The organism is Proteus cibi, assembly GCF_003144405.1.
Lineage (GTDB): Bacteria > Pseudomonadota > Gammaproteobacteria > Enterobacterales > Enterobacteriaceae > Proteus > Proteus cibi.
The window spans coordinates 1-25,604 of record NZ_PENW01000023.1; the positions used below are offsets into that span (position 1 = coordinate 1).

Sequence of the window (25,604 nt, forward strand, 5' to 3'; positions counted from 1 at the left end):
CATTTAGTTTAAAATCAAGAGAATATTTAGCCATAGAAAAACACCCCAAAGTTGGTGTCCAACTTTTGGGGTGCAGTTCATGTTTTATATTCAGTAAGGTGATTTTCTCTATTTTTTATCGATTAACGGCATAAGCCAGAAAGATAAAAATTATTTTTTCGCTTTAGCTTCTGCCGCTGCTTTAACGATAACGGCAAATGCGTCCGCTTTCAGTGAAGCGCCACCGACTAATGCACCATCGATGTCTGGTTGACCAAACAGTTCTGCTGCATTTTTATCATTAACAGAACCACCGTATTGGATGATCACTTGTTCAGCAATAGCCGCATCTTTCTTCGCGATATGATCACGAATAAATTTATGAACAGCTTGAGCTTGTGCTGGCGTTGCTGATTTACCTGTACCGATAGCCCAGATTGGTTCATAAGCAATAACGGCATCTTTAAATGCAGCTGCACCATGTGCATTTAACACTGCGTCGATTTGGCGAGCACACACTTCTTGAGTTTTGCCAGCTTCGTTTTCTGCTTCAGTTTCACCAATACATAATACGGGTGTTAAACCTAACTCTTTTAATACGCCGAATTTTTGAGCGATAAACTCGTCAGATTCTTTATGATAGGTACGACGCTCAGAGTGACCAATGATAACGTATTTAACATCAACGTTTTTCAGCATTTCTGCTGAAGTTTCACCAGTGAAAGCACCTGATAAGTTAACACCTGTATCTTGAGCACCTAATGCAATACGGCTTCCACCAATTTCATGGCGTGCTTGGCATAGGTAAACTGCGGGTGGTGCGATAGCAACATCACAACCTGCAACACCGCTAACTTCTTTACGTAATGCAGCAATTAATTCATGAACCATATGAATGCTGCCGTTGAGTTTCCAGTTACCCATGACTAATGGATGGCGCATAACTTTTCCTCCAACCGAGTGGTTTAAATTTAGTTTGCTAATAAACACGAATTCTGTTGATGCACAACAGTATAGAGAACAATGAATAGAATAGCTTTGTTTTTTATCACGGAATAGCTGAAACGATCTTGCTGTTTAAAGAAAGCTTAATCGGTTCAATGGCGAACGTCGTTAATTGGTTATCTTCATGGGCAATAATATAGCGAATAGCCCCCACATCATGGCTAATATAATCAGAAGTTTGATTTTTAAAGGCGAATAAATTGAGCGCCTCTTGAATTTGCTCTTGAGTTATTGATGAGTCAAATTGAGTGACTAAAGTGATAATATATTGCGTTGTGATCTCGCGATTTATCTTTTCTAACTCAGGTGAATCAGGAGTGTGGATCAGCGTGAGTTGTAAACTTTTTATTTTTTCGCTACCGCGTTCTAATATTGCAGATGAATAGAGATAAGGCGTGATACGCGTTGCGGCTCTGACAAGAGGGATCGCAATATCGTGGTTAGTGATAATTTTATATTCATTAAGTGATAACAACGGATTTTGTTGATTGAACTTAGCTCTTAGCTCCGGAATAGTTATCTCAAAAACAGGTGCATCCTGTTTAAGGTAGGCAATATCATTTTTAGCGGGCTGTTTTTGTGCAACAGACATCTCTGTTGCAAAAACTGAAGTTGGCAAACAAAGAGCAATGCTTATGATTATCAGGTATAACGTAGAAAGTGTGTTTGCTTTTATCATCTGTCCTCCGCTTGTCTGTGCTGTTATTGGCTAGTCTGTATTATTTGATACTAAATGGACAGTGTAATTCACAAATTAAGTAACTTATTGAGAATTTATGACCTTACAACATTGGGCATTTTCATTCAAAGGACGAATTGGGCGTCGTGATTTTTGGGCTGGCTTAGGGACTTGTTTTGCTCTTTTTTTATGCCTTTCTATTATTAATGATAGGATTTATCCGTTACCTGCCATTGTGACGTGGATATTGATTTTCTTTATTCTTTATCCATTGTGCGCAATCTTTACTAAAAGACTCCATGATAGAAATAAAAGAGGAATCTGGCTTTTATTACTCTTACTTGCCGTGATGTTAGGATTAGCCGATACCAGTAGTTTAGAACCATTTTGGCAATGGGCGATGGGACGTTTTCTTCCTTCTTTTATCGGGATGATTATGCTGCTTGATTGCGGTGTATTTGTTGGTAATGACGGTGAAAACTATTTTGGCAAACAGACTGAGCAAGTAGATTATCGTCGCTGGCGTTAATTCATGTTATTAAAATCAAATAAATAAAGGTGAGATAAATAATCTCACCTTTATTTTTGTCTTATTACCAATATTGCTCACTGGTGATATGTCCGGGTTTGCGTCGTAAGTGCTTACGCATTTCCCGTTGTTCTTTTAAGAGTTGTTGAGTGTCTCTGACCATTTGAGGATTACCACATAACATAATATGGCTCTCTTCTGGGCTGATGGTTAGACCAACCTTTTTTTCTAAAGCACCACTTTCAATGAGTGCAGGAATACGTCCTGTTAATGAACCAATATGATTTTCACGGCTGACAACAGTTTGAATACGTAATTTACCTTGATAACGTTCAACGAGTTTTTCCATTAAAGGTAAATAACTTAAGTCATTAGCATATCGAACAGCGTGGACAAGAACGATATTTTCAAATCGCTCCAGATCGTGCCCTAATTGCAAAATAGATAGAAAAGGTCCAATGGCTGTTCCGGTCGAAAGCATCCAAAGTGTATTTGCTGTGGGAACTTCTTCTAATACAAAAAAGCCGCTAGCTTGCTCAGTAACCAGTACTTCATCACCGACTTCAAGTGTGCTTAATTTAGGACTTAATTTTCCTTCGGGTACAGTAACAAGATAAAACTCTAAGTTAGGATCATTGGGTGCATTTACATAAGAGTAGGCGCGTTGTACTCGCTCGCCATCGATATCTAGCGCTAATTTTGCAAATTGCCCGGCTGTAAACTTATCAATAGGAGCATTGACGACGAGACTCATTAACGCATCAGTCCAGTGATGAACTTGAGTTACTTTTCCATTCACCCAATTAGCCATAGAGATTATCTCCTTTTGATAAACATGCTTATGTCGCTTATTTATTCTAAATAGGAAACGATTTTTTATTTATCAAGATGATGCGTTGATGTGATTAATCTAATATTTTGTCAATATATGACACAATATGTACATTTATATTGACAACTATGGTGTATTTCTCTGACATTAATCTTTATACAAAAATTGCTGGCTATCTCGCAAATTTCTCCAAATTTGTTAACTTAGTCTCATTCTGAAAAGGCATGCATTTTGCGGAGTTTATTTTTATAAATTCTCTGTAGTGTGTGTCTGTCCGTTAATTTATTTATCTGAAATTCTTGAGTAAAGAAAAGAAATGAGAAAGTTAGAGCATGCAAATCTATTATTATTGATAATTGCATTGGTTGCTGTGGGTCAAATGACTCAAACTATTTATGTTCCTGTTATTGCTGATATGGCCGTTTACTTTGGTGAGCCAACTGGGGCGGTACAGCAAGTTATGGGTGCCTATCTTTTTTCTTATGGTTTTTCACAGCTAATTTATGGGCCTATTTCCGACAAAGTAGGGCGTCGTCCTGTTATTTTAGTCGGAATGACGATTTTTTGCTTATCAACGCTGGTGGCGATTTTCTCGCAAAATTTAACCACACTGGTTATTGCTAGTACCTTGCAAGGAATGGGAACGGGGGTTGCCGGTGTTATGACACGTACTCAACCCCGTGATTTATATACAGGAACTGCATTACGTTACGCCAATAGTTTGTTAAATATGGGTGTGTTAGTTAGTCCATTATTAGCGCCAATGATTGGTGGTGTTGTCGCTCACTTTTTTGGCTGGCATGCGTGTTATATCTTCTTATTATTATTAGGAACCAGTGTCCTGTTTTGTATGTATCGTTGGATGCCAGAAACGCGTCCTGTACAAGTTGAAAAACGTAAAATGTTGTCATCATTTTATTTACTGCTTTCAAACAGTACCTTCAGTGCATTTTTGATTATGCTGATTTGTGCGTTATCGGGTATTGCTGTTTTTGAAGCATCAAGCGGCGTGTTAATGGGCGGCGTGCTAGGATTAAATAGTATTACTATCAGCATATTATTTATTTTACCAATCCCCGCAGCATTCTTCGGAGCTTGGTATGCTGGTCGTGAAGGTAAAACCTTTGTTCAGCTGATGTGGCACTCTGTGTTTTGTTGCTTATCTGCGGGTATTTTAATGTGGCTCCCCGGTTGGCTAAATATTATTAATATCTGGACATTACTGGTACCTGCGGCACTGTTTTTCTTTGGTGCGGGTATGTTATTTCCGTTGGCAACAACAGGCGCAATGGAACCATTCCCTTATTTAGCGGGCTCTGCTGGTGCATTGGTAGGTGGTTTACAAAATGTAGGTTCAGGTGTGGCAACATGGTTTTCTGCTTTACTGCCACAACATAACCAATTTAGCTTAGGTATGATCATGTTTGCCATGTCAGTAGTGATTATGCTTTGTTGGCTTCCTTTGGCTCATCGTTTTAGTCATGAAGAACATACTATTTAGTTGATTAATGCAGTGACTGAAATAAAAAAATGCCGAGATAAAAATTTCGGCATTTTAGTTTTGTAGCCTAGGCTACTTCTCTCTCAAACTGTTTTACTGCGATTAACCGCGATCTTCCCACTCTTGAGCGCGAGCAACGGCTTTCTTCCAACCGTTATAGCGATAATTACGTTCGGTGGTTTCGATACCAGGGCGGAATTCCTTATCAATAGCGGCTTTGTTTTTCACTTCTTCTAAATCATTCCAGAAACCGATAGCAAGGCCTGCAAGGAATGCGGCACCTAATGCGGTACTTTCACGAACAACAGGGCGTTCTACACGAGTACCTAAAATATCGGATTGGAACTGCATTAAGAAGTTGTTGGCAACCGCGCCACCATCAACACGCAGTGATTGTAAACGCGCCCCTGAATCAGCTTGCATTGCATCAAGCACATCACGTGTTTGATAAGCGATAGATTCTAAGGTTGCACGAATAATGTGATTACGGTTAGCGCCACGAGTTAAACCAAAAATAGCCCCACGCGCATACGGATCCCAATATGGCGCGCCTAAACCTGTAAATGCAGGAACAACATAGACGCCATTCGTATCATTAACTTTAGTTGCGAAGTATTCAGAGTCAGTGGCTTCATCAATGAGTTTTAGCTCATCACGTAGCCATTGAATAGAAGCTCCCCCAACGAATACCGCTCCTTCTAGGGCATAGTTCACTTCACCACGAGGACCACAACAGATTGTAGTTAACAAACCATGATTAGAACGAACCGCTTCTTTACCTGTGTTCATCAGTAAGAAGCAACCAGTACCATAGGTATTTTTTGCCATACCGCTTTGTACGCAAAGTTGACCATAAAGTGCTGCTTGTTGGTCACCCGCCATACCTGCGATAGGAATACGTGTACCGCCTTTACCACCAATGTTTGTTTGACCATAAACTTCTGAAGATGGCACCACTTTGGGTAGCATATTGCGAGGAATATCCAGCAGATCGAGAATTTTTTGATCCCAATCTAAAGAGTGGATATTGAATAGCATGGTACGTGAGGCGTTAGTGTAATCTGTAACGTGAACACGACCTTGTGTCATTTTCCACACTAACCAAGTATCAACAGTACCGAATAACAGTTCGCCTTTTTCTGCTTTTTCACGCGCACCTTCGACGTTGTCGAGGATCCATTTTAATTTTGTACCAGAGAAATAAGGGTCAACCATTAAACCTGTATTTTGGCGAATATATTCTTCGACACCTTCTTTATCTTTTAAGCGAGTGCAGAAATCCGCAGTACGGCGACATTGCCATACAATTGCGTTATAAACAGGTTTACCCGTTTCTTTATCCCATACAATAGTGGTTTCACGTTGGTTTGTGATACCGATACCCGCAACGTGGTCGGATGGAATATCTGCTTTTGCTAATACTTCAACTAAGGTTGCACTTTGTGTTGCCCAAATTTCCATTGGGTCGTGTTCAACCCAGCCTGGTTTAGGATAGATTTGGGTGAACTCACGCTGTGAAATACTGACGATATTAGCATTGTGGTCAATAACTACGGCGCGTGAACTGGTCGTGCCCTGATCCAGTGCAACAATGTATTTTTTCTCGGTATTCGATGTATTTGTTTCTGTTGTCATATTAGTAACCTGTTCTGATAATCAACAATATTGCTCTTAATTTTATTTATCGTCTTCAATTTTGCAGGTATCGCAAGGCAAGTGACGGCCAATTAATTTGCGGTAAGCCAATGCGCCTAAGATACCACCGATAAATGGAGCAATGATTGGAACTAAGAAATAAGGGATATCACGTCCACCAGTCAGCGCAATATCACCCCAGCCAGCAAAGTACGCAACCAGTTTTGGACCAAAGTCACGGGCAGGGTTTAAGGCGAACCCAGTTAATGGACCAAATGCACCACCGATAACAGCAATTAAAATACCAATCAGTAAAGGCGCTAATGGGCCTTTAGGTACACCGTTGCCATCATCAGTTAAGGCTAAAATTAATCCAACTAAGATAACGGCAATGATAACTTCAACAAAAAAGGCGTGTACAACGGAAATTTGAGCTGCAGGATAAGTTGAAAATACACCAGCAGTGAAGAGACTTTCTTGTGAGCCTCTGACAATGCCATTAACTTGTTCGTAGTCGAGGAAAACGCTGTAGTACATAAAGTACACAATCGCAGCGGCGAAGAAACCACCTAACATTTGTGCAATAATATAAGGGATAACTTTTCTGCGTTCAAAGCAAGCAAATAACCAAAATGCAACAGTCACTGCAGGGTTCAAGTGAGCACCAGAGGTGCCAGCGGTAAGATAAACGGCTAAGGCAACACCCAGCCCCCAGATAATACTTATCTCCCATAGTCCTAGCTCTGCACCTGCAATCCGTACTGCGGCAACACAACCAAGGCCGAAGAAGACTAGCAACGCAGTTCCGATAAATTCAGAAATGCATTGACCCATAAGAGAGGTTTTCGTCTGGCTCATATATTCTATCCTGAAAGAGGGTTATTTATTGTTAGTATTCTTTTCGAATTGAAAAGATAACTGTGAATTTATCGTTAATGAGCGTAAACGAGAATAAGCGAAATTGAAATTTGTGTGTCTCATCAAGAAAATGAGTGAAAACGCTCTTAATTAGTGACTTGTTCGACATTTGTAATGTGATCTGACCAGTGTTTTTGATAAATTGAAAAAAGAATGTAATTCCTCGGAAGATGCTAGACAGTTGTTGATAGGCTACTTACAATCGGAAGTATCGATTATATGGGGGATTACAGTATGTCATTTGAAGTTTTCGAGAAGTTAGAATCAAAAGTACAACAAGCAATTGATACCATCACGTTATTACAGATGGAAATCGAAGAGCTAAAAGAAAAAAATGATGCGCTGAACCAAGAAGTTCAAGAAGCGAAAGGATCGCGCGAAGCTCTTGTTCGTGAAAATGAAGAATTGAAACAAGAGCAATCAAGCTGGCAAGAGCGTTTACGCGCACTATTAGGTAAAATGGAAGACGTGCAATAATTGTCTTTGTTTGCTTAAAGCCTAAAAAACAAAAGCCACCGTTAGGTGGCTTTTGAGTATTGAAACCGTAAGAACGCAGATAAAAGTTACATTATTCTTCAATCAAATCTTCGTCTAAGCCTAATGGCTCTTCAGATAAAATGATCCCTGTGTTATCAGCATACAGATAATCACCAGAGAAGAAGGTAACGCCACCGAAGTTAACACGGATATCACTTTCACCAATGCCTTCACTTTGACAACCTGCTGGGATAGCTGCCATCGCTTGAATACCTAAATCAAGCTCTGATAATGCATCAACTTGACGTACTGCACCGTAAACGACAATGCCTTCCCATTCGTTAGAAACAGCCAGTTGCGCTAGCTCAGCATCAACTAAGGCTTTACGTACAGAGCCACCGCCATCGACCAAAAGAATACGGCCTTTACCATTTTCTTCGAGTAAGTCATAAAGCAGGCCATTATCTTCAAAACATTTAACGGTGATGATTTGCCCGTTAAAGGCACTTTGACCACCAAAGTTTGAGAAAAGCGGTTCTACGACATTGATATCTTCTTGATAGATATCACAGAGTTCAGAAGTATCATATTTCATAGGAGATTACGTCAGGTTGCCACAGGAAAGTCCAGTATATCCCTTAACAGGGGCGGTTGGCAAAAGACTCACTGAAAATTCAGTGAGTCAAATCAACAATAGAGTGAAATTATTCTAAAACTAAACCTAAAGAGAAAAGAACATTAGTTAACAGTGCCGCTTTTACCATGTGTTCGAGTAGAGGGCGCATTGCTTCACCAGAGTGATCGGCATTCACACGTTTGATATGCAGTAAAAGCATCGGGGTAGCGAGTAAAAATAACCAGGCTGTCCAGCGATGCATATAAAGTAGAGTGAAGATAATTAAGCAGGCAATAGAGAGAAAAATAACACAAGTATGGTAAGTTCGTGAGCCAGCAGGGCCTAAGCGAACTGCTAATGTATTTTTACCTGCCTGAATATCACTTTCTAAATCGCGCATATTATTAATGTTTAGAACAGCGACAGAAAGTAAACCGCAGGCTGTGGCAGGAAGTAGGGTAACAATATCAAAGGTATTGGATTGTAAGTAATAAGTTCCGATGACACTTAACCAGCCAAAGAAAATTAAAACCGAGATATCACCCAGCCCCATATAACCATAAGGGCGCTTACCCACGGTATAAGTAATTGCGGCAACAATGGCGAGTAAACCCATCACGAGGAAGCCAATAGCATCTTCAGGCTTTTTACAGGCGACAATAATCAGTGCAATACCACAGATACAGGAAATAATAACATTTAGGATCAGCGCTTTTTTCATTTGAGCCGCTGTTATTATGCCTTTTTGCATTCCACGAAGTGGTCCCAAACGCTCTTCAGTATCGGTTCCTTTTACGGCATCACCATAGTCATTGGCAAGGTTTGATAGGATCTGTAACGTTCCCGCAGTCAATATAGCAAGCAGTGCAATAGGTAGCTCAAAATGACCCATCCAATACGCTAATGCGGAACCAGTCACTATGGCAATTAACCCTAAAGGTAGTGTTTTGGGTCGTAAACTTTCAAGCCAGGCCTGAGTCCGGCTAGTGGAATTTAGAGCGCTCATGCTGAAATTCGATACTCATGTTCGTTGTTATTATAAAAATAAGAATGGGAGGCAAGCCTCCCACGTAAATATTGCTGATAAGGATCGCACAAGTTGATTATAAAATAAATCGACTCAGATCTTCATCTGCGACAAGCTCATCCAGATGCTGTTTCACATATTCTGCATCAATCAATACTGATTGACCTTGACGTTCACTCGCATCGTAGGAAATTTCTTCCATCAAACGCTCTAAAACGGTATGCAAACGACGAGCACCGATATTTTCAGTGGTTTCATTTACGCGCCATGCTGATTCAGCAATTTTGCGAATACCGTCTTCTGTGAAGCTAATAGACACACCTTCAGTTGCCATTAATGCTTCATATTGTTTTGTTAACGATGCATTAGGTTCAGTTAGGATACGCTCAAAATCTTCTGCTGTCAGTGCTTGAAGTTCAACACGAATTGGCAGACGTCCTTGTAATTCAGGAATTAAATCAGAAGGACTTGAAACTTGGAATGCACCTGATGCAATAAACAGAATATGGTCTGTTTTTACCATACCGTGTTTTGTTGAAACTGTACAACCTTCAACCAGAGGTAAGAGGTCACGCTGTACACCTTCACGAGAAACGTCAGGACCAGAACTTTGTCCACCCCGTTTACAGATTTTATCTACTTCATCAATAAAGACGATACCGTGTTGTTCTACCGCATCAATCGCTTGTTGCTTAAGCTCTTCAGGGTTAACTAATTTAGCTGCTTCTTCTTCAACAATAAGCTTAAACGCATCTTTGATTTTCATCTTGCGCGCTTTTTGTTTCTGACCCGCTAAATTTTGGAACATCGATTGTAATTGATTCGTCATCTCTTCCATTCCTGGAGGAGCCATAATTTCAACACCCATTGGTGTTGCAGATAACTCAATTTCAATCTCTTTATCGTCTAATTGACCTTCACGTAATTTTTTACGGAAAGATTGACGTGCAGCTGATGGTTCTGATGCTTGTTCTGTTACACCCCAGTTATTTTTTGCGGGTGGAATAAGGACATCAAGGATACGTTCTTCAGCCATTTCCTCAGCACGGAAACGATTTTTATCGATAGCTTGGCTACGTACCATTTTGACCGCAGAGTCGGTTAAATCACGGATAATAGAATCGACTTCTTTACCCACATAACCCACTTCGGTGAATTTAGTTGCTTCAACTTTGATGAAAGGTGCATTTGCCAATTTTGCTAAACGGCGTGCAATTTCAGTTTTACCTACACCAGTAGGTCCAATCATCAGAATATTTTTAGGTGTTACTTCATGACGCAGCGCTTCATCAAGCTGCATACGACGCCAGCGGTTACGTAGGGCAATCGCCACAGCACGTTTCGCTTTATCTTGGCCAATAATAAATCTATCGAGTTCGCTGGCAATTTCGCGAGGAGTCATTTCAGACATGCTCTCTAATCCTTACTCTTTTGAAGAGAGTTCTTCAAAGTTGACATTATGGTTAGTATAAATACAGATATCTCCAGCGATGTTAAGTGCTTTTTCAGCAATTTCACGTGCAGAAAGTTCAGTATTTTCTAGCATAGCTCTAGCCGCTGCTTGTGCATAAGGACCACCAGAACCGATAGCAATTAAATCGTTTTCTGGTTGAACCACATCACCATTACCCGTGATGATAAGAGATGTATTTTCATCTGCAACAGCAAGCAACGCTTCTAATTTGCGTAGCATTCTGTCTGTGCGCCAATCTTTAGCAAGTTCTACCGCAGCTTTCGTTAAATGCCCTTGGTGAAGTTCTAATTTACGCTCAAACAGTTCAAAAAGAGTAAAAGCATCAGCAGTGCCGCCAGCAAATCCCGCAATGACTTTGTCGTTATAAAGACGGCGTACTTTGCGAACATTGCCTTTCATGACGGTATTACCCATCGTCGCCTGTCCATCACCACCGATTACAACTTGGCCCTTACGGCGAACACTTACGATTGTAGTCATGAGTCAGCCCCTGGTTTAATCAATAAAAAATGAGACGGGAAGTACCTTTATTTAAGATAAAGTACGACCCGTTGTGTGAATTAGAATTATAGGTGGGGGAGAAAATTTTTTTTTCAACCCCCAGAAGAGCGAAGAATACAACCTGATACGCCAGCTCCGGCTGCTTGTCTACTCACGGAGTTGGCTTGTTCTTTACTGTAAGGACCTGATAAGACGCGGATCCAACCATCATTACCTTTTGTCACTCGACTTTCAACACCAGAAAAAGCCAGAGTTGCTCTTACGGATTCAGCTTGCTCTGTGTTTTTAAATGAGCCACATTGCACTAAAAAGTTTGCTTCAGTAACAGTCGCTTTCGGTGGTGTAACAATTGTAGGTGCTTGCGGTTGTTGAGTTTGTACGGGCTGTTGTGCAACAGAAGGTGTTGTTGCAGGTGGCGTTACAACCACTTGTGAGCGCGGTACTTCCCCGTTATAAGGTACTTCTGGCAGTTGAACGGCAGGTTGGCGCTTATCCGCTTCGATTTGTTGTAAAAAACGCAACTGCTCAGGCGAAAGTGTTGCTTTCGGATTAATCTGGCTACCCGATGAAGGATATTCAGGCAGTAAAGGTGTACCTACCTGACGATTTTCCAGTTCTTTAATATATTGCCAACGCTCTTGCGGTTTTGGCGGTAGGCTATTCGCTGGATGTTGCCCAGTGATGGTTGGCGTTGTTTCTACGGCTTCTTTTTTATTATGTGTAATAAAATAGAGACCGCCGATAAACAGCGCCACAATAGCGATTGTCGCGATAAGCGTCGTTAAAGGCAGCCCTTTAGCAGCCTTTTTGCTCTTACTTTTCGTTGTCTTTTTACGACGAGCAGATGTCTGCCCTCGTCCCACATAGTCTCGTTGTGCCACAGTTCGATTCGCTGATAATTAAAGGAATAGGTATCACAAACGATATGTTACTTAACATAGTGTGTTTTGCCTAGCTTTTAAGCCGACAGACACTGTCTCTTATAATGAGATCACAATCTAATAAGCGAGAGCCGGGTGCAACAGGTCTACCTTGTAGTTGGTCGAGTAATAACAACATAGATTCACGACCAATTTGATAACGAGGTTGTTCCATTGTTGTCAGTGCTGGTTCGCTATAACGTGTGATATCAAGATTATCAAAACCAATCACAGAGAGATCTTTAGGGAGCTCTAATCCTAATTTTTTCGCCTGCCACATAACGCCAATTGCCATAATATCACTATGACAGAACACGGCTGTCGGTGGCTCTGGTAAAGAAATCAGTTTTTTCAGACTTTCTGCACCGCTTTCATGGGTAAAATCACCACGAATAATATAATCTTCGCGCAAAGGTACACCTGTTCTACGCATGGCTTGAATATAGCCTTGTAAACGATAACGACATAAAGGCATATCTTCAGGGCCTGTAATACACGCAATGCGCTTATGCCCCATTTGCTGTAAATAGTGTGTTGCTCTAAAAGAAGCGGTTAGATTATCAATATGAACAGTGGGGAGTTCGAGTTCAGGTGCAAACTCATTTGCCATGATCATGGGGGGGAGATTTTTTTGCTCTTCTTTGGAAACATCAAAAGGAATATGTGAACCAAGCAATAACATGCCGTCAATTTGTTTAGTAATAATAAGATTAATAAAGGCATTTTCATGTTTTTGCTGATGCTTACAATCACCAATTAACACGAGATAACCGTGTTGTGCGGCGGTTTCTTCGATGCCACACACAACATCAGTAAAAAAGGGATCGCTGATGTTAGGGACGATCACGAGGATCGTTTTTGACTCGTTACGTTTAAGGTTTTTTGACAGGTTATGAGGGTAATAGCCCACATCAAGAACAGCCTGTTCAACTTTCTGACGGGTTTGTGAGGATACTTTTTCCGGATTCATTAAAGTACGTGACACGGTTGCTGTGGACACGCCGGCTGCAAGGGCAACATCTTTCATTGTTGCTTGCGTATTATCTTTATTATTCTGTTGCAAACCCCATACCTCCCTTTTGGATGGTTTAGTTAAACGATTGCTTTTTTATTGCAAAAAAACCGCCAATATTTAAAAAAGGATTTTATCGACGGTTTTTAATTCAAGAAATATTCTAAATTGTTATTCTACCCGCTTTTTAAATAGATACTGTTACCTAGTTTGCATAAAAAGTGTGATACCAATCGTTTTTATGAGGTAGTTCGCAAATTTGATAAATAGTCTTGGGTTGTAACGAGTCTCTGTACGATATTGTATCCTCAACAGAAGGCTGACCAAAATATATTCAATTGAGGTAGAAAAGATCCTTAACAATCTGTTGGGTCAACATCAATATTCCATTTCACCTTTTTACTCTCAGGTAAAGCGACAATCTGAGGATAAGTGATAGACATTAATTTTTGTAAATAACCCCGCGAAGGATGTTGGAGCAATAATTGCCAGCGATAATTTCCACCCCGTTTGGCTTGAATAGCAGGAACTGGCCCCATTACCCATAAGTTAGCATCTCGCATTGGATGTTGTTCAAAAAACTGTTTGAGCTGTCGCAAGAACTGAGGTGCACGTTGATTATTATGATCTTCGGAGCGGATCATAATATGACTAGAATAAGGCGGTAAAAAAGTTGCTTGTCGCTCTTGTAAAGCTTCTTTAGTGAAAGCGTCATAGCCTTTTTCTAATAGCGTCAGCAATAGAGGGTGATCGGGTTGGTGAGTTTGTAAATAGACAGCACCTTGTTTACCCGCACGACCAGCTCGACCTGATACTTGTATATAAAGCTGTGCAAAGCGCTCGGCTGCACGAAAGTCACTGGAGAACAGCGCGCCATCCACATCAAGCAAAGCGACTAAGGTGACATCAGGAAAGTGATGCCCCTTAGCTAACATTTGTGTACCGATAAGAATACGTGAACCACCTTGATAAATATCTTCCAGTTGCTGCTCTAAAGCACCTTTCCGACTTGTTGTATCTTTATCAATTCGTGTCACTGGCGTATCAGGAAATAATTCACCAATTCCTTGTTCAAGTTGCTCGGTTCCTAACCCTACAGGCATTAAATTGGTTGAGCCGCATTGTGGACATTGTGCTGGAATTCGTCGCTGACTATCACATTGATGGCAACGTAACATGCCATGTTTTTGATGGAGCGTATAATAGTGATCACAGCGAGGGCATTCTGCTATCCAACCACATTCATGACATAACAATGCGGGTGAAAATCCTCGGCGATTTAAAAAGAGCATCACTTGATTACCTGCATTCAGGTGCTCTTTGATTGCTTTAATCAGAATTGGAGACAGTCCTGTTGTCAGAGGTTGCCCTTTTAAATCAATTAAATGCTCTGTTGCGGGTTTGGCATTACCTGCCCGTTGAGTCAGTGTGAGTTGTTGATATTTTTTTTGCTCAACATTAAAACTGGTTTCAATGGATGGGGTTGCAGTTCCCATCACGATAGGAATATTTTCTTGCTTTGCGCGGAAAACGGCGAGATCACGGGCATGATAACGCCAACCATCTTGTTGTTTATAAGAGCCATCATGCTCTTCATCGATAATGATAATACCAAGATGATTAAAAGGGGTTAAAAGCGCTGATCGTGTACCGATAATAATGGCATTATCACCTCGCTTTGCTCGTAACCAAACGGCTAACCGTTCAGTATCATTTAATCCTGAATGCAGTACATCTACTGGCGCATTAAAGCGAGCTTTAAAACGGCGAATGGTTTGAGGTGTTAAGCCAATTTCGGGCACCAGTACCAGTGCTTGTTTACCTTGTGCGAGCACTTTTTCTAATACGCTTAAGTAAACTTCCGTTTTTCCTGAGCCTGTAATACCCAATAATAACCAAGGTGAGAATTGATCAGCTTGCGCTGTGATTGCACCGACTGCAATAGCTTGTTCGGTATTTAATTTAAACCGTTCGCCTTGAACCGCAAGATCATCGTGCCAATGTATAGGAGCCGGTTGAATAGGGCGGAGATCTGCAAAGGCTTTCTTTTTTAAGTTATTGAGTGTTGCCGTGGTGATCTCAAATTCATCAAGTTGATGGCGATATAAAGGTGTACGGCGAAGCGCAGCCAATGCTTGTTGTTGTTTTTTTGCACTTTTTAAACTGTTGAGGTCGAGATTAATTCCCTCTTCAGTGGCATACCATTGCCATAATGGTGTGAATTCTGCGGGTTTTCCTTGTCGTAATAAAATCGGCATGGCATGAAATAGCACTTCCCCTAAAGGATAGTGATAGTAAGCCGATGCCCAATTTAACATATCCCATAACACCCCGGGAAAGAGTGTTTCACGATCAAGGATCTCATCAATAGGCTTTAGCTTTTCGATAGGAAACTCACTGTGAGTACTGAGTCCTTTGACAATACCAAGAGAGCGGCGTTTATTACCAAAAGGCACGATCACTCGACTACCGATAACAGGCGCATCGATCCCTTCTGGTAACAGATAATCAAAAGAGGAAAATAGTGGTACAGGTAAAATCACCTGAACTATGGTCATATCAGGGTTTCCGAGAGTTTTAGCGAAAAGATGACGTTAAGAATATCACAAAAAGTGTGCAGATTTCATTGCGCGTTTAGTGGATATTCTGTATGATCCGCCCCCTTTGGTAGATAAATTACCAAACACTTAATTTCAATCAACACGACGTGTGGTGTTCGGCTGTGGGCTGAATGGCGACACGGCCTTAGTAGAGGTTTTCCATGCAAAAAGATATCCATCCTAAATACGAAGAAATTACTGCATCTTGTTCTTGCGGTAACGTTATGAAAATCAACTCCACTGCAGGTCATAACCTGAATCTGGACGTTTGTGACAAATGCCACCCATTCTATACTGGTAAACAACGTGATGTTGCAACTGGTGGTCGTGTTGATCTGTTCAACAAACGCTTCAAAATTCCAGGCAGCAAATAAGATATTTGTTGTCACAAGATGTCAGCCTCGTCTGGCATCTTGCAGACAGTTCGGAATTGAAAAAAAGCCCAAAGTTTTTGCTTTGGGCTTTTTTTATGGGCAAAGTCTTCTCTTTTTAGATAACGCTTTTGGTAGTGACAAGCCAGATCACAATTGATAAATTATCTATTCATTTATCTATTCACTCACTTATTCATAAAGCAATTAATATCATGACAATACGCGCTGAATTGATACGGCAAATACTACGTAATGAACCTAGGTCAGCAAGACAACTTACTGATATTATGAATATTAGTCAGCCAACATTGTCACGGGCATTAAACGCGCTAAGTGATGATATTGTGAGAATTGGTTCAGGAGCCTCTATTCAATATGCTTTACGAGATAGTTCCCGTGGGTTTAATTCAGTGCCTATTTATCGCATAAATGAAGAAGGTAAGGTCAAGCCACTAGGTAAATTGACGCCAGTTTTCCCAGAAGGTTTCGTCATGGAGCGGATAGACAATGTGAACCGACATAGTGAAGGTTTGCCGTGGTGGTTATTGGATATGCGCCCCCAAGGATATCTTGGAAGAGCTTATGCTTCAGCCTATTCGGCTGAGCTTGGTTTGCCACAAAACCCCGATCGTTGGTCTGATACCGATATAATCAGAGCATTACTGACTCATGGGCATGATGCGGTGGGAAATCTGCTAATAGGAGAGCAGGCAAGAGATCAATTTTTGGGTATGCAGACACCAGAAATTGTTGAGCGTGATAAAACTTTTCCCACATTAGCACGAGCTGTTAGCTCGGGAGAGGACCCTGGTTCATCGGCGGGTGGGGAGCAACCCAAATTCTGTGCCTATACAGAGAAAGGCCATGTTATCGTAAAATTTACGGCGCCTCATAATAATGCTGTTAGTGAACGTTGGCGTGATCTGCTTCAAGCTGAGCATCTGGCATTAAAAGTACTTGGAGTTGAAACAGAGGTATTTGATTTTGAAGGGCAACGCTTCCTCGAAATCCCACGATTTGATCGTGTAGGTCCACTAGGCCGTATAGGTCTTTTTTCTTTACAAGCACTAGATGCTGAGTTTATAGGACGGGCAAGGGAGCCTTGGCCAGTATTAGTGAATGAGCTAATTAAGCAAAAACGCGTTCATCCAGATGCTGCGATTAGCACGGCACGCCGTTGGGCATTTGGTATGTTGATTGGAAATACTGATATGCATCACGGCAATTTGTCGTTTATCAGTAGACATGGCCGCCCATATGAGATTTCACCTGCCTACGATATTTTACCCATGGGATTTGCACCTAAGTTCGGTGGTGAAATAGTCAATACACTTCGTCCAGTGACATTACTTGATGGGATCAGCGGTGAAATCTGGCAGGAATGTTTAGAGTTAGCCGAGCAGTTTTATACTTTAGCCGAGAGCTGTAATTGTTTTTCTGACAATTTTTCTCCCTGCCTTAAAGCGTTACGTAGTCATCTTGATGAAGCAAGTTCGCGTATAGCTCGCCTAGGGTGATGACAAATAGACCTAAAAAAATTAACTTAAGATGATGTATTGCTAGGTTTTATTCATGCAGTTGATGAGCATTATCTTCGATACATACCTAAAGAACCCCCCTCTCGCTAAAAGCTAGGGGGGCATAATCTGACGCCCAAAGTTTTTACTTTGGGCTTTTTTGTTCGTGTTAATCAAGCAATAAGTCAAAAACTGACGCTGATTAATACTCCCAAGTATCGGGATCAACCCCGCGCTGGCGCATTATTTCTTTTGCCTCTTCAGGGATTTCATCGTTACGTTCTTTACGTAAGTCTTCATCATTTGGCAGAGGCTGTCCGGTAAATGCGTGCAAAAATGCTTCACACAATAACTCACTATTGGTTGCATGTTTTAGGTTATTAACCTGACGGCGAGTGCGTTCATCGGTCAAAATTTTCAACACTTTCAATGGAATTGAAACTGTAATTTTTTTAACTTGCTCACTCTTTTTGCCATGCTCAGCGTAAGGGCTGATATATTCACCGTTCCATTCAGCCATGGATTACCTTAATTAATATCATTTAGTTGAAGTCAGAATAGGGCTAACCCATATTCTGATGGGCAATACCAGTTTATCATGACTTTTCTAAAACCACCGACTCTTCTGGCTGAAGGTGAGAGAAAAAGTAATAGTCACTGGCGATATTCTCAATTTATGTATTATTCCATTACTTAATCTATCCGTAAAGTAGTTTAGATGGCTAGATGTATTGACGTCTTTATGTCTAATTAGGTATGCTGTTGTAGATTTCTCCACTTATCGCTGTGACAAGGTGCCTGTATGACGAAGAAAACAGCAACAATTGCTATCCATAATGGGCTAAATGAAGACACTCAATTTGGTTGTGTCGTACCGCCTATCTATCTTTCGAGTACTTACAATTTTTTAGAATTTAATCAGCCTCGTGAGCATGATTATTCTCGTCGAGGCAATCCAACACGAGATATGGTGCAAAAGACATTAGCCGAGCTAGAAGGTGGTGTGGGAGCCGTTGTCACTAGCAGTGGAATGTCAGCTATTCATTTAATTTGTACAGTTTTTCTAAAACCTGGTGATGTGATTGTTGCACCTCATGATTGTTATGGGGGAAGTTATCGTCTTTTTAACAGCCAACAAGAGCGCGGAGCTTACCGTGTCATTTTTGTTGATCAAAATGATGATATTGCACTTAAGCAGGCTTTAGCGCATCAGCCTAAAATTGTTTTTATCGAAACACCAAGTAATCCTCTTTTAAGAATAACGGATATTCAAAAGATCAGTGAACTGGCTCATCAACAAGGGGCTTTAGTCGTTGCTGATAACACCTTTATGAGCCCTGTGTTGCAAAAACCGTTAGCATTAGGCGCTGATATTGTTGTGCATTCATGTACAAAATATCTCAATGGACACTCAGATATTGTTGCAGGGGTTGTTATCTGTCAGTGTCAGAAACAGCTTGAGGAGCTAAGCTGGTGGGCGAATAATATTGGTGTCACTTCTGGCGCATTTGATAGCTATTTATTATTACGAGGTATAAGAACATTAGTACCTCGAATTCGACTTCAGCAAGAAAATGCACAGGCATTAGTGGCATTCTTACAAGCACAGCCATTAGTCGAAAAAATGTATTATCCCGCACTGGAAAGCCATGCTGGTCATCAAATAGCAAAAAAACAGCAACAAGGTTTCGGTGCGATGTTAAGTTTTGAGTTAAAAGGGGGACTGGATGTGATTAAACTCTTTTTATCTCAATTAACACTCTTTACACTGGCAGAATCTTTGGGCGGGGTAGAAACCTTAATTTGTCACCCTGCCACCATGACACATGCGGGTATGTCAGAAGAAGCGAAAAAAATAGCGGGGATCAGCCCATCATTACTTCGTATCTCAGTGGGTATTGAAGATAGTCAGGATTTAATCAATGATTTGCAAAGTGCGTTTGATGCAGCAACTAAAAGGTAACCATGGATCATGAGCGTAGTGGCGATTAAACAACAGGCGGAGCCGATTTGCCGTCAGTTACATAAATTCGGTGGTAGTAGTCTTGCGGACATAAAATGTTATCAACGTGTCGTGAATATTATGACGAACTATAGCCAACCGAATGACCTAATGGTGGTTTCCGCGGCGGGCTCTACGACGAATCAGTTGATTAACTGGCTAAAACTTAGCCAAAGTGATCGTATCTCTGCCCATCAAGTTCAACAAACGTTGCGCCGTTACCAGTTATCCTTAATTGAAGGGCTGCTTTCAAAAGAGAATGCAGAATTACTTTCTCAAACCTTTATTGCTGATCTTGAACGCTTAAGTTATTTGTTGGATAAACCCATTACAGACGCAACTTATGCAGAAGTTGTTGGTCACGGTGAAATTTGGTCTGCAAGATTAATGGCAGCCTTGCTGTCAGAACAAGGTTTACCTAGTGTATGGTTAGATGCCCGTGAATTCTTGTGTGCTGAACGTGCGGCTCAGCCACAAGTAAATGAAACGTTATCTCGCCCATTACTCCAATCACTATTAACTCAACATCCTGAAAGTCGTTTTGTTGTAACGGGTTTTATTAGTCGCAATCAACAAGGTGAAACGGTCTTATTAGGTCGTAATGGTAGTGACTACTCTGCAACACAAGTAGGTGCTTTAGCTGATGTCGGTAAAGTGACTATTTGGAGTGATGTTGCGGGTGTGTATAGTGCAGATCCTCGCAAAGTAAAAGATGCTTGTTTATTACCCTTGTTGCGTTTAGATGAAGCGAGTGAATTGGCTCGATTAGCCGCCCCAGTTTTACATACGCGTACACTTCAACCCGTTTCAGGCAGTAATATTGATTTACAACTTCGTTGTAGCTATCAACCCGAACAGGGGTCAACTCGTATAGAACGTGTTTTAGCATCAGGAACGGGCGCTAAAATCGTGACTAGCCATGATGATGTTTGTTTGATTGAACTCCAACTTTCATCTCATCAAAATTTCGAACAAGTGGTGAAAGAGGTTGATGAATTACTTAAGCGCACACAAATCCGTCCGTTAGCTACTGGTGTGGATAAAGACAGCCAACTGTTACAACTTTGCTATACCAGCGAAGTCGCTAATAGCGCATTAGATGTACTTCAAGACGCCGTTTTGCCGGGTAAATTACATTTACGAGAAGGCTTCTCATTAGTGGCGTTAGTGGGGGCGGGTGTTTGTAAAAATCCATTGCATTGTCATCGTTTTTATCAACAACTTAAAGACCAACCCGTTGAATTTATTTGGCATGCTGAAGATAATATCAGCCTAGTTGCTGTGTTACGTAATTATACCGAGCACTTACTACAAGGTTTGCATCAAACATTATTTAGAGCTGAAAAACAAATTGGTTTAGTGCTGTTTGGTAAAGGGAATATTGGATCACGTTGGTTAGAATTGTTTGCTCGTGAACAAGAGCCTTTATCAGCACGTAGTGATTTTGAGTTTATTCTTGCCGGTGTGGTCGATAGCCGTCGTAGTTTACTTGATTATCAAGGGATTAATCCTAGTCGCGCTTTAGCTTTCTTTGATGACGAAGCGACTGAACATACGGAAGAGTCGCTTTATCTTTGGATGCGAGCGCATCCTTATGATGATTTAGTGGTTGTTGATATTACCGCCAATGAGTCTCTAGCTGCTTCTTATGAAGATTTTGCTAGCTACGGTTTTCATGTTATCAGTGCAAATAAAATTGCTGGCTCGGCTTCGAGTGTACGTTATCGTACCACACGAGACGCGTTCTCTAAAACGGGTCGCCATTGGTTATATAACGCTACTGTGGGGGCGGGTTTGCCAATTAATCATACGGTGCGTGATCTGCGTGAAAGTGGTGACACTATTTTATCAATTAGCGGTATTTTTTCTGGCACGCTCTCTTGGTTATTCTTGCAATTTGATGGCACAGTCCCTTTCAGTGAGCTGGTGGAACAAGCTTGGCAACAAGGATTAACCGAGCCTGATCCTCGTATTGATTTATCAGGGCAAGATGTGATGCGTAAACTGGTTATTCTTGCTCGTGAAGCCGGTTATGACATCGAGCCAGAACAAGTCCGAGTTGAATCTTTAGTACCAGTACAAGCTGAAACGGGTTCGTTAGAAGCGTTTTTTGATAACAGTGCATTGATCAATGAACAAATGGAACAACGATTAGCTGCCGCAAATGAAATGGATATGGTATTACGTTATATCGCCCGTTTTGATGCTAATGGTAAAGCCAAAGTTGGTGTCGAAGCAGTGAGAAAAGATCATCCTCTTGCTTCACTGTTACCGGGGGATAATTTATTTGCGATTGAAAGTCGTTGGTATCGTGATAATCCACTTGTGATCAGAGGGCCAGGAGCTGGCAGAGATGTGACCGCAGGCGCAATTCAGTCAGATCTAAACCGCCTTTCTCAATTACTGTAATTACATTATTTCTTTTTTATAAGGGTTATCAGCGGGTTATTTTCTGCTGATAACCTTTTGTCATTTTTGTGTCATATCACCCAATTTTTTTAATTTCTTTGGCTATACTTAACGTATCTCTAGTCACAAAGGAGCGATTGATGTCAAAAGTAGTAAGACAGATTGTCCCACTAAGAAATGAAATGACGGAGGTGAACCATCAAGCTAAAGAGAACTTTTGTCGGTAGCTCATGATGTGAAATTTAAGCGTCTTGAGTGGAAGTTGAAGTACAGTGACAACGTGTTTAAACGTTATTTAGAGTACAATTCGATTAACCACATTATTTACAACAGACAACTTAACTTACTGAAAGACAATTCGTTATTCTTAATTTAAAGCGCTGATATTCAGCGCTTTATTCGTTTTTATCTTATGAAAATCTTAATCTAGTAAAAGAGAAGAGAAATAAGGAGTGAAAGAGAAACATGAGTTATAGCTCGTTAGTAAAATAAGCTAAAAATCAAAAAATAGACCAGACAATTTATCAATATTAAAAAAAATCATCTAAATTTCTCGCCAGATAAATTTTCACGTATCTCTCTCTTTTTAGTAAAAAACTCTTCACTGTAGATAAGAAACGAAAAAATGTCCTTATTCTCGATAAAATTGAGCTAGAACAGCATGAATATTAGCCATTCTAATAAGACTAAAGCCGTAATTAAATTTCAGAAAAATCCCCCAAAACGATTATTTTCTGATATGAATAGTAGGCTAAGTAAAAAAAGCAGTGTGGCTTATCACAAAAATCAAAATAAAGTCACATCAGAAATGAAAGTTAATTACACAACTGGGAGGACATGACTTTTCTAATAGGAAGAAGCATGTTGTTACCGCCACAAAGACAAGGTCAGGAGTCTTATGAATCAACAATATTCAGCTATGCGTAGCAATGTCAGTATGCTTGGTAAGCTACTTGGAGATACGATAAAAGAAGCACTCGGTGAAGAAATTTTAGATAAGGTTGAATCTATTCGAAAATTATCTAAATCGTCACGAGCAGGTAATGAAGTTCAGCGACAAAAGCTGTTGTTGACGTTACAAAATCTCTCTAATGATGAATTATTGCCTGTTGCTAGAGCATTCAATCAATTCTTAAACCTGACGAATGTGGCAGAACAATACCATAGTATTTCGCCTCACGGTGAAGCGGCGAGCAATCCTGTGGCATTGGCAAAACTAATCACTCGACTAAAAGATAAGAATTTTACTGACGAGCAATTAAAAGAAGCCGTAGAGCAAATCTCTATTGAACTGGTATTAACGGCACACCCAACCGAAATTGCACGTCGTACACTTATTCATAAATTAGTTGAAGTAAATACCTGTTTATCTCAACTGGATCACGATGATTTAGCGGATTATGAGCGAACTAATATTATGCGCCGTCTGCGCCAGTTAGTTGCGCAATCATGGCACACGGATGAAATTAGAAAAATTCGCCCAACACCGATTGATGAAGCGAAATGGGGCTTTGCGGTTGTTGAAAATAGTTTATGGGAAGGTGTTCCTGCTTTTTTACGTGAATTTAATGAGCAGCTTAAAGAATCCATTGATTACAATTTACCAGTAGAAGCTTCTCCGATTCGTTTTACCTCATGGATGGGTGGAGATCGCGATGGCAACCCAAATGTGACGGCTGAAATCACACGTCATGCTTTACTATTAAGTCGTTGGAAAGCCGCTGATTTATTCTTAAATGATATTCAAGTCCTTGTTTCAGAACTTTCAATGACAGAAAGTACACCTGAACTGCGTGAATTAGCCGGTGGTGCTGAAGTTGCAGAGCCATATCGTGAAATCGCTAAACAATTGCGTACTCGCTTACAAGTGACACGCGATTATTTAGAACAACGCATTAAAGGACAGCAATCTCTACCTCCTGAAGGATTATTAATTGATAATGCCCAACTTTGGGAGCCGCTATATGCGTGTTATCAATCACTGACTCAGTGTGGTATGCGTATTATCGCTAATGGGCAACTGTTAGATACATTACGTCGTATCCGTTGTTTTGGCTTACAGCTCGTTAAGCTTGATATTCGCCAAGAAAGTACCAATCACACGGAAGCACTCTCTGAATTGACACAATATTTAGAACTGGGTGATTACGCGAATTGGTCTGAAGAGCAAAAACAAACGTTCTTACTTGAAGAATTAAATTCTAAACGCCCACTGATCCCGACAAATTGGCAGCCAAGTGCCGCGACTCAAGAAGTCTTTGAGACGTGTCGTGTCATTGCACAATCACCTAAAGATTCTATTGCTTCTTATGTGATTTCAATGGCAAAAGTGCCATCTGATGTATTAGCCGTAAAACTATTACTGAAAGAAGCCGGTGCAAATATTCGCTTACCTGTTGCACCATTATTTGAAACACTTGAAGACTTAAATAACGCTGAAAGCGTGATGACACGTTTGTTTGATATCCCTTGGTATCGCGATTTAATCGATGATAAACAAATGGTGATGATTGGCTATTCAGATTCAGCAAAAGATGCGGGTGTGATGGCGGCATCATGGGCGCAATATCGTGCTCAAGATGCATTAATCAAACTCTGCGAAAAATCAGGCGTAACATTAACACTATTCCATGGACGTGGCGGTACGATTGGTCGTGGTGGTGCACCTGCACATGCAGCATTACTTTCTCAACCACCAGGAAGTTTAAAAGGGGGTCTGCGTGTGACGGAACAAGGCGAAATGATCCGCTTTAAGTTCGGCTTACCACAAGTCACAATCAGTAGCCTTGCTCACTATGCAGGTGCAATTTTAGAAGCGAATTTATTGCCACCACCAGAGCCAAAAGCGCCTTGGATTGAGGTAATGGATTCCTTATCTGATGTTTCTTGTGCTATGTATCGTGACTATGTACGAGGGCAAGAAGACTTTGTTCCTTATTTTAGAGCAGCAACCCCAGAAGGCGAGTTGGGTAAACTACCATTAGGCTCACGTCCGGCTAAACGCCGTCCTACTGGTGGTGTTGAAACCTTGCGTGCTATTCCGTGGATCTTCGCATGGACTCAAAACCGCTTAATGTTACCTGCTTGGTTGGGTGCTGGTGCCGCATTACAACATGAAATTGATAGCGGAAAACAAGCCGTATTAGACGATATGTGTGAGAACTGGCCGTTCTTTAATACACGTATTGCGATGTTGGAAATGGTGTATGCCAAAGCGGATTTATGGTTAGCAGAATATTACGATCAACGTTTAGTTGAAGAGCGTTTATGGCCATTAGGATCTAAATTACGTCAGCAACTCTCCGATGATATTAAGAGTGTCTTGGCAATTTCAAAAGATGAACACTTAATGGCTGATTTGCCATGGGTTGCGGAATCTATTGCACTACGTAATGTCTATACCGATCCATTAAACGTACTTCAAGCTGAGTTGTTACAACGTTCTCGCACACATAGCGAGTCTGATCCTCGAATTGAGCAGGCACTAATGGTCACTATTGCCGGTATTGCTGCGGGTATGCGTAATACAGGCTAGTTATCTGTATTTAGACATAAAAACAGCGCTTAATAACAGCGCTGTTTTTTTATCTCTTATTG

General features: G+C 40.9%; 21 protein-coding genes. 8 read left to right on the plus strand and 13 right to left on the minus strand.

The features are described from left to right. Window positions 1–150 precede the first annotated feature (150 nt). A complete protein-coding gene (tpiA, locus tag DK865_RS13095; RefSeq protein WP_036914565.1) occupies window positions 151–921 on the minus strand; it encodes a triose-phosphate isomerase in 771 nt (256 codons plus the stop codon). Between the two features lie 106 nt (window positions 922–1,027). Then, window positions 1,028–1,663 (minus strand): DUF1454 family protein, encoded by a 636-nt coding sequence (locus DK865_RS13100; RefSeq protein ID WP_023583429.1) that lies wholly within the window; start codon window positions 1,661–1,663, stop codon window positions 1,028–1,030. A gap of 97 nt (window positions 1,664–1,760) precedes the next feature. On the opposite strand from DK865_RS13100, the gene DK865_RS13105 reads away from it, so the two are divergent. After that, a complete protein-coding gene (locus tag DK865_RS13105) occupies window positions 1,761–2,192 on the plus strand; it encodes a DUF805 domain-containing protein (protein ID WP_023583430.1) in 432 nt (143 codons plus the stop codon). A gap of 64 nt (window positions 2,193–2,256) precedes the next feature. Here the strand turns inward: DK865_RS13105 and fpr are convergent, their stop codons facing one another. Beyond that, on the minus strand, window positions 2,257–3,003 hold the full coding sequence (gene fpr / locus DK865_RS13110) for a ferredoxin--NADP(+) reductase (protein ID WP_109392124.1): 747 nt from the start codon (window positions 3,001–3,003) through the stop codon (window positions 2,257–2,259). Between the two features lie 337 nt (window positions 3,004–3,340). Here fpr and emrD point away from each other — a divergent pair, with 337 nt between their 5' ends. Further along, a complete protein-coding gene (emrD, locus tag DK865_RS13115; RefSeq protein WP_023583432.1) occupies window positions 3,341–4,525 on the plus strand; it encodes a multidrug efflux MFS transporter EmrD in 1,185 nt (394 codons plus the stop codon). Window positions 4,526–4,627: 102 nt separating this feature from the next. Here the strand turns inward: emrD and glpK are convergent, their stop codons facing one another. Together glpK and DK865_RS13125 are read right to left on the minus strand one after the other, a co-directional pair. Then, window positions 4,628–6,160 carry a glycerol kinase GlpK gene (glpK, locus tag DK865_RS13120; protein WP_023583433.1) on the minus strand — a complete coding sequence of 511 codons (1,533 nt, stop codon included), beginning with the start codon at window positions 6,158–6,160 and terminating at the stop codon, window positions 4,628–4,630. Between the two features lie 42 nt (window positions 6,161–6,202). Further along, complete coding sequence (locus tag DK865_RS13125; protein ID WP_023583434.1) at window positions 6,203–7,018, minus strand: MIP/aquaporin family protein; 816 nt, start codon at window positions 7,016–7,018, stop codon at window positions 6,203–6,205. A gap of 294 nt (window positions 7,019–7,312) precedes the next feature. Between DK865_RS13125 and zapB the strand changes: the two genes are divergently transcribed. Further along, a complete protein-coding gene (gene zapB / locus DK865_RS13130; protein WP_036933299.1) occupies window positions 7,313–7,555 on the plus strand; it encodes a cell division protein ZapB in 243 nt (80 codons plus the stop codon). A 91-nt stretch (window positions 7,556–7,646) separates the two neighbouring features. On the opposite strand, the gene rraA is transcribed toward zapB, so the two are convergent. The 7 genes from rraA to priA form a co-directional block, all read right to left on the minus strand. Then, window positions 7,647–8,150, minus strand: a complete 504-nt coding sequence (gene rraA, locus DK865_RS13135) for a ribonuclease E activity regulator RraA (protein ID WP_006534154.1) — start codon at window positions 8,148–8,150, stop codon at window positions 7,647–7,649. A 109-nt stretch (window positions 8,151–8,259) separates the two neighbouring features. After that, entirely contained in the window at window positions 8,260–9,177 is a 918-nt protein-coding gene (locus tag DK865_RS13140) for a 1,4-dihydroxy-2-naphthoate polyprenyltransferase (protein WP_023583436.1), read from the minus strand. A 97-nt stretch (window positions 9,178–9,274) separates the two neighbouring features. Then, window positions 9,275–10,609, minus strand: coding sequence for an HslU--HslV peptidase ATPase subunit (hslU, locus tag DK865_RS13145; RefSeq protein ID WP_023583437.1), 1,335 nt, complete (start codon window positions 10,607–10,609; stop codon window positions 9,275–9,277). Between the two features lie 12 nt (window positions 10,610–10,621). Then, a complete protein-coding gene (gene hslV / locus DK865_RS13150) occupies window positions 10,622–11,152 on the minus strand; it encodes an ATP-dependent protease subunit HslV (protein WP_023583438.1) in 531 nt (176 codons plus the stop codon). A gap of 113 nt (window positions 11,153–11,265) precedes the next feature. Next, entirely contained in the window at window positions 11,266–12,054 is a 789-nt protein-coding gene (gene ftsN, locus DK865_RS13155) for a cell division protein FtsN (RefSeq protein ID WP_109392125.1), read from the minus strand. A 70-nt stretch (window positions 12,055–12,124) separates the two neighbouring features. Further along, on the minus strand, window positions 12,125–13,156 hold the full coding sequence (gene cytR, locus DK865_RS13160) for a DNA-binding transcriptional regulator CytR (protein WP_036914575.1): 1,032 nt from the start codon (window positions 13,154–13,156) through the stop codon (window positions 12,125–12,127). A gap of 305 nt (window positions 13,157–13,461) precedes the next feature. Next, window positions 13,462–15,663 carry a primosomal protein N' gene (priA, locus tag DK865_RS13165; protein ID WP_109392126.1) on the minus strand — a complete coding sequence of 734 codons (2,202 nt, stop codon included), beginning with the start codon at window positions 15,661–15,663 and terminating at the stop codon, window positions 13,462–13,464. A 203-nt stretch (window positions 15,664–15,866) separates the two neighbouring features. Here priA and rpmE point away from each other — a divergent pair, with 203 nt between their 5' ends. Together rpmE and yjjJ are read left to right on the plus strand one after the other, a co-directional pair. Then, the gene (gene rpmE / locus DK865_RS13170) at window positions 15,867–16,079 is read left to right on the plus strand and encodes a 50S ribosomal protein L31 (RefSeq protein ID WP_006534140.1); all 213 of its coding nucleotides are present in this window, start codon (window positions 15,867–15,869) and stop codon (window positions 16,077–16,079) included. 212 nt (window positions 16,080–16,291) lie between these two features. Continuing rightward, complete coding sequence (gene yjjJ / locus DK865_RS13175) at window positions 16,292–17,596, plus strand: type II toxin-antitoxin system HipA family toxin YjjJ (RefSeq protein ID WP_109392135.1); 1,305 nt, start codon at window positions 16,292–16,294, stop codon at window positions 17,594–17,596. 202 nt (window positions 17,597–17,798) lie between these two features. Here the strand turns inward: yjjJ and metJ are convergent, their stop codons facing one another. Beyond that, window positions 17,799–18,116: a met regulon transcriptional regulator MetJ gene (gene metJ / locus DK865_RS13180; protein ID WP_006534139.1), complete on the minus strand. Its 318-nt coding sequence runs from the start codon at window positions 18,114–18,116 to the stop codon at window positions 17,799–17,801. 282 nt (window positions 18,117–18,398) lie between these two features. Between metJ and metB the strand changes: the two genes are divergently transcribed. The 3 genes from metB (at window position 18,399) to ppc (ending at window position 25,542) form a co-directional block, all read left to right on the plus strand. Then, window positions 18,399–19,559, plus strand: a complete 1,161-nt coding sequence (gene metB, locus DK865_RS13185; RefSeq protein ID WP_023583442.1) for a cystathionine gamma-synthase — start codon at window positions 18,399–18,401, stop codon at window positions 19,557–19,559. Between the two features lie 9 nt (window positions 19,560–19,568). Continuing rightward, window positions 19,569–22,007, plus strand: coding sequence for a bifunctional aspartate kinase/homoserine dehydrogenase II (locus DK865_RS13190; protein WP_109392127.1), 2,439 nt, complete (start codon window positions 19,569–19,571; stop codon window positions 22,005–22,007). An 898-nt stretch (window positions 22,008–22,905) separates the two neighbouring features. Continuing rightward, a complete protein-coding gene (ppc, locus tag DK865_RS13195) occupies window positions 22,906–25,542 on the plus strand; it encodes a phosphoenolpyruvate carboxylase (protein ID WP_023583445.1) in 2,637 nt (878 codons plus the stop codon). Window positions 25,543–25,604 lie beyond the last annotated feature (62 nt).